5 protein-coding genes and 1 pseudogene are annotated in these 5,366 nt (G+C 66.0%); all 6 read right to left on the reverse strand.

The annotated features are described in order from the left end of the window. Window positions 1–789, reverse strand: a pseudogene (locus GPA21_RS19105) (conjugal transfer protein TrbE); the annotation flags it as partial. 10 nt (window positions 790–799) lie between these two features. Next, on the reverse strand, window positions 800–1,069 hold the full coding sequence (locus GPA21_RS19110; RefSeq protein WP_168989670.1) for a VirB3 family type IV secretion system protein: 270 nt from the start codon (window positions 1,067–1,069) through the stop codon (window positions 800–802). A 61-nt stretch (window positions 1,070–1,130) separates the two neighbouring features. Then, on the reverse strand, window positions 1,131–1,508 hold the full coding sequence (locus GPA21_RS19115) for a TrbC/VirB2 family type IV secretion system protein (RefSeq protein ID WP_168989671.1): 378 nt from the start codon (window positions 1,506–1,508) through the stop codon (window positions 1,131–1,133). Then, the gene (gene trbB, locus GPA21_RS19120) at window positions 1,505–2,557 is read right to left on the reverse strand and encodes a P-type conjugative transfer ATPase TrbB (protein ID WP_168989672.1); all 1,053 of its coding nucleotides are present in this window, start codon (window positions 2,555–2,557) and stop codon (window positions 1,505–1,507) included. The genes GPA21_RS19115 and trbB overlap by 4 nt, the downstream gene beginning before the upstream one ends. Continuing rightward, window positions 2,554–3,018 carry a ribbon-helix-helix protein, CopG family gene (locus tag GPA21_RS19125; protein WP_168989673.1) on the reverse strand — a complete coding sequence of 155 codons (465 nt, stop codon included), beginning with the start codon at window positions 3,016–3,018 and terminating at the stop codon, window positions 2,554–2,556. Before GPA21_RS19125 ends, trbB begins: the two co-directional genes overlap by 4 nt. Further along, window positions 3,015–5,018: a conjugal transfer protein TraG gene (locus GPA21_RS19130; RefSeq protein WP_168989674.1), complete on the reverse strand. Its 2,004-nt coding sequence runs from the start codon at window positions 5,016–5,018 to the stop codon at window positions 3,015–3,017. The genes GPA21_RS19125 and GPA21_RS19130 overlap by 4 nt, the downstream gene beginning before the upstream one ends. Between the last annotated feature and the right edge of the window lie 348 nt (window positions 5,019–5,366).

Here is a 5,366-nt window from a genome sequence, read left to right on the forward strand (position 1 = left end):
CAGGAAGCGCGTGCTCCAGCGGTAAGCGAAGCCCAGCCGGTTGAGGTCGTCCAGAATCCCCGGCCAGGTCGAGGTCGGGAAACTGCGCACCGTCACCACGCGCAAATGCTGGTCGCCCAGCATGGGTGCAAGGCCGCCGACCAGTGGCGCATCGGCCAGCAGCGCATCGAGATGGAACGGCACTTCCGGCACGCTGACGCGGTAGCGCCGCGCCGAGACGGTCGCGTGCAGGTAGGTCAGCGTTGCACTGTCGTCCAGCCAGGCGATCTCCGGCATCACGCCGTCGAGCAGGTCGTAGATGCGGTCGGTTTCCGCAACGAAGGCCGCGAGGCGTTCGCGCCAGTCCACGCAAACGCTCGGTGTGTTCTCGTACAGCAGCTTGGCCGCGCGGGCGCGGGACTCTTCCGGCGGCAGGTAGGCAACCGTGCGGTGATAGCCGCTCTCGAAGTGGTGGCCGGAGTCCTCGAAGGTTGCGCGCCGCTCCTCGTCCACCAGCCAGGACAGCGGCTCCGGAAATTCCGAGTGTGGGTAGTCCGCCGCTGGCCGGCGTTCGGCTTCGACGAACAGCGCCCAGCCGGAGCCAAGCCGGCGCAGCGCGTTGTTCAGCCTCGCCGCGGTGGCAATCAGCTCGCCCTGCGTCGCGCTGTCCAGGTCCGGACCACGAAAGCGTGCCGTGCGCTGGAAACTGCCGTCCTTGTTGAGCACCACGCCGGGCGCGACCAGCCCGGCCCAGGGTAGCCAGTCGGCCAACAAGGCCGGGCGCTGACGGTATTCGGCGAAGTTCATCATGGCTCGGTCCTCACACGTCCAGCAGCGGCTTGTGCTTGATGTGGCGGGCGAACACCTGCATGAACTGCGCATCGACGCGTGCCCCCCAGACCGCGAGTGCGTGGCCAACGATCCAGAGCGCCAAGCCCGGAATCCACAGTTGCAGGCCCAGCCCGACGGCGGCGGCCAAGGTGCCGTTGGCGATCGCCACGGTGCGCGGCGCCCCGCCCAGCAGGATCGGCTCGGTCAGCGAGCGGTGCAGCGGCACCTCGAAGCCCGGCAGGTCGGTGGCCGTACTCATTGAACTGCCCTCCGTGCTGCGCACTGCGGGGCTGAGCGTCTTCGGAGCGGCCGGGCGGCGCTCATACGACGGCCCCGCCGGAGAAGCTGAAGAACGACAGGAAGAACGAGGACGCCGCGAACGCGATGGACAGACCGAAGACGATCTGGATCAGCTTGCGGAAGCCGCCAGAGGTGTCGCCGAAGGCCAGCGCCAGGCCGGTGGAAATGATGATGATCACCGCGACGATCCGCGCGACCGGTCCCTGGATGGATTCGAGGATGGATTGCAGCGGCCCTTCCCAGGGCATCGAGGAACCGGCGGCTTTCGCGGTGCCGGCGGTCATCAGCATCACGCCCGCCAGCAGCAGGCCGTGATGGGCCGGTGCGGCCAGACGCCGGAGGCGTGCAAAGCACAAAGCCGGATTTGCAGAAAAGCGGAAAGCATGGGCGTTCGTCATGGAAGTTCTCCAGGCGGGTTGAGGGACGGGGAAGGAAGATCGGAAGACAGCTGCAGCAGCTCGGGAAGCGGCGTTTCCAGCATGTCCGCCAGGCCATCCATGAGCCGGTAGCCCACACCGTCGAAGCCGGCGACACGGGCAATGGTTTCGATGCGGCGTTTGCGGCCGCGGCCGGCGATGAACACGACGACGTTCACCGCCTCGGCGATCAGTGCGCGCGGCGGATTCACCGCAACTTCGAGAATCAACTGCTCCAGGCGCAGCAACGCGCCCAGCGCGGAGCCGGCATGGATGGTGGCGATGCCGCCGGGATGGCCGGTGCCCCAGACCTTGATGAGATCCAGCGCCTCGCCACCGCGCACCTCGCCGACCACCACGCGGTCGGGACGCAGCCGCATCGTGGCGCGCACCAGTTCGGTCATGGACGCGACGCCCGCGCGCGTGCGCAGCGGCACGTGGTCGCGTGCGGCGCATTGCAGCTCGATGGTGTCTTCGAGCACCAGCACGCGGTCGCCGGTGACGGCGATCTCGGCGAGCAAGGCGTTCGCCAGCGTGGTCTTGCCAGTGCTGGTGCCACCTGCGATCAGGATGTTCTGCCGCTCGCGCACGGCATGGCGCAGGAACTCAGCTTGATCAATGGACAAGATGCCGTCGGCCACGTAGCGATCCAGGCCGATGATGTTCACGGCCCGCTTGCGCAGCGCGAAGGCTGGCCCCGGTGCAGCGGGCGGCAGGATGCCTTCGAAGCGTTCTCCTGTTTCGGGCAGTTCGGCGGTCAGGAGTGGCTGGCCGCGATGCACTTCTGCCCCAACGTGCGCGGCGACCAAGCGGATGATGCGTTCGCCGTCTTGTTCGGACAGCTCCACACCCAGCGGTGCGCGTCCGGAGGACAGGCGATCGACCCAGAGGGTGCGGTCGGGGTTGAGCATGATTTCCACGACGTCCGGGTCTTCCAGTGCGGCGGCGATCACCGGCCCCATCGCCGTGCGCAACATGCGGATGCGGCGATCCAACGACGCGGCGAGGGGCGACTGCAGGACGGCACTCACTGGACACGCTCCTGCGCTTCGGCCAACGCAGCCGCGTCGTCCGTCCGCGCACTGTCGGGCTGCAGTTCCTCCACCACGTCGCGCACCAGGCTGCGTCCGCGCAGCAGGTGGCGGCCGAGCTGTTCGACGAACTGCTCGAAGCGCGCCCTGCCCTGGGCGCGGGCCGCTTCCTGGTGGGTTTCGGGCACCGGCGTGCTGACGGTCAGGAAGTAGCGGATGAACAGCGCCAGCGTCTCGATCTCGATGTTCTGGTCGCGCTCCAGCCGCTCGAACTGGCGCGTCAGCCGATCGAGCCGCTTGGCAATCGCCGCCTCGCGCTGATCGCCTGCGTCGGGTGACAGCCATGACGCCAGCGCCGCCGCGACGATGGAGGACTTGGACACGCCTTTCTTGGCGGCCAGTTCGTCCAGGCGCTTCGCGTGCTCGGGCGAGATGAACAGGTTGAGGCGGTATTGGCTCATAGCTGGATTCCGTCGTCGGGATCGAGGGATGCCAGCCGTGCCGTGCGCTGCATGGCCGGGTCGAGCTGGCGGGGAAGCGGCAGCGGCAGGTCGTCGTCATCGAGTAGTGCCAGGTCGTTGCTCGCTGGCTCCTGCTCGGGGTGGTACTCGGTGACCTCGGACAGCTCCGGTTGGCGGCGCGGCCCACCGTCATCGGCGGTGGCTGTGTCGCTGCCGCTCAAGCCCACTCCAACAGGCGCAACTGGCACGGCCGGGATTGCCATGCCGCTCCAGTCGTCGGGCCGCCGAGGCGGCGCGTCGGCGTAGCGACTGGCTGCGAGCGCGGGCGGCGGCAGCACGCGCCGCTTGAAGTTCGCGTCGGCGAAGTAGCGCAGCTTCTTCGCCTTGATCGGTGCTACGCTGGACACCATCACCACCGCTTCGTCCGGCGGGAGCTGCATCACCTCGCCAGGGGTGAGCAATGGCCGTGCTGTTTCCTGCCGCGACACCATCAGGTGTCCCAGCCATGGCGCGAGCCGATGGCCCGCGTAGTTGCGCTGCGCGCGCAGCTCGGTGGCCGTTCCCAGCGTCTCGGAAATGCGCTTGGCCGTGCGTTCGTCGTTGGTGGCGAACGTCACCCGAACATGGCAGTTGTCGAGGATGGAATGGTTCTGCCCGTAGGCTTTGTCGATCTGGTTGAGCGACTGGGCGATCAGGAAGCTGCGAATGCCGTAACCGGCCATGAACGCGAGCGCCGTCTCGAAGAAATCGAGTCGGCCCAGTGCCGGGAACTCGTCGAGCATCAACAGCAGCTTGTGGCGGCGCGCAATGCCGTCGCTGCCGTCTAGCGATTCGGTCAGGCGCCGGCCGATCTGGTTGAGGATCAGGCGCACCAGCGGCTTGGTGCGGCTGATGTCCGAAGGCGGCACCACCAGGTACAGCGATACCGGATGCTTTGCCGAAATCAGGTCGGCAATGCGCCAGTCACAGCGCGAGGTGACTTCAGCCACTGTGGGGTCGCGGTACAGACCAAGAAAGGACATGGCCGTGGACAGCACACCCGAGCGCTCGTTGTCGCTCTTGTTGAGCACTTCGCGTGCGGCCGAGGCGACGACGGGATGCGGTGCATCGCCCAAGTGACGCGTTGTCATCATCCGATGCAGCGTCAGCTCGAACGGGCATGCCGGGTCGGACAGGAAGTTGGCGACGCCGCGCAGCGTCTTGTCTTCGCCCGCATAGAGCACATGCAGGATGGCACCGACCAGCAGCGCGTGCGAAGTCTTCTCCCAGTGGTTGCGGCGCTCCAGTGCACCTTCCGGGTCCACCAGGATGTCGGCGATGTTCTGTACGTCGCGCACCTCATGCGCACCACGCCGCACCTCCAGCAGCGGGTTGTAGGCCGCAGACTTTGCATCGGTGGGGTTGAACAGCAGGCAGTGCGAGAAGCGCGAGCGCCAACCGGCGGTGACCTGCCAGTTCTCGCCTTTGATGTCGTGAATGACAGCGGACGCAGGCCAGGAAAGAAGCGTTGGCACCACGAGGCCGACACCTTTTCCGGATCGCGTCGGCGCGAAGGTCAGAACGTGTTCTGGTCCTTCGTGTCGCAGGTATTGCCCGTCATGCAGCCCGAGAAAAACGCCGGCTGGCTGATTCAGCCTGGCTTTGCGAATGTCGGTAGCATCGGCCCAGCGCGCGGAGCCGTAGGTCGTGACCAGTTTCGATTGCCGCGAACGCCACACCGACATTGCGATGGCGAGGACGACAGCGATCAGCCCGCTTCCGCCCGCGATTGCGCCGCCGATGTCGAAGACATGCGGCGCATAGGCGTCGAAGAAGAACCACCACTCGAACAACCGCCAGGGGTGATAGACCGGCGTGCCGAAGACATCGAACCAGGGCGAGCCCAAGCGTAGTTGGTAGCCCAAGGCGGCGGCTGTCCACTGTGTGGCACCCCACACGCCGGCAATCACAATGCTGAAAACAGCAACGATCTGCCCGAACAGCACACCCTGACCTTGCATCCAGACCTCCCGATTTCTCCTGTGCGGCAAGTGGCACGAAAACGTGCCGCATGCGCGAGATTCGGGTCTGGATCAAGGCCGGTCAAAGACCGTTATCGGGACAACGATGCCTGATACGGCATCAATTCATGTAGCGACGAAGCCAATAAAAACGCCGTAAGCGACAGCGCGTTGCGGCGTATCGAGCAAATAAATGTGGTTCTGTTGCGGTCCGAGCGAAATCAGAACTTGGGCTTTTCCTTCGGCGGCGTGTAGGGAGTTTTTCCGTCGCCGAGAAAGCGGCGATTCGTCGCTTCGGCCACTCGGTTGCAGAGTTCGTCGCCGAGCTTCGCTCGATCTGTCTTGCAC

This window comes from Azoarcus taiwanensis (assembly GCF_012910885.1).
GTDB lineage: Bacteria > Pseudomonadota > Gammaproteobacteria > Burkholderiales > Rhodocyclaceae > Azoarcus_F > Azoarcus_F taiwanensis.

Excerpts from the sequence above, each read along its gene's own strand:
- GPA21_RS19110 (WP_168989670.1), bottom strand. The coding sequence starts at position 1,069 with ATGAGTACGGCCACCGACCTGCCGGGCTTCGAGGTGCCGCTGCACCGC.
- GPA21_RS19115 (WP_168989671.1), bottom strand. The coding sequence starts at position 1,508 with ATGACGAACGCCCATGCTTTCCGCTTTTCTGCAAATCCGGCTTTGTGC.
- GPA21_RS19125 (WP_168989673.1), bottom strand. The coding sequence starts at position 3,018 with ATGAGCCAATACCGCCTCAACCTGTTCATCTCGCCCGAGCACGCGAAG.
- GPA21_RS19130 (WP_168989674.1), bottom strand. The coding sequence starts at position 5,018 with ATGCAAGGTCAGGGTGTGCTGTTCGGGCAGATCGTTGCTGTTTTCAGC.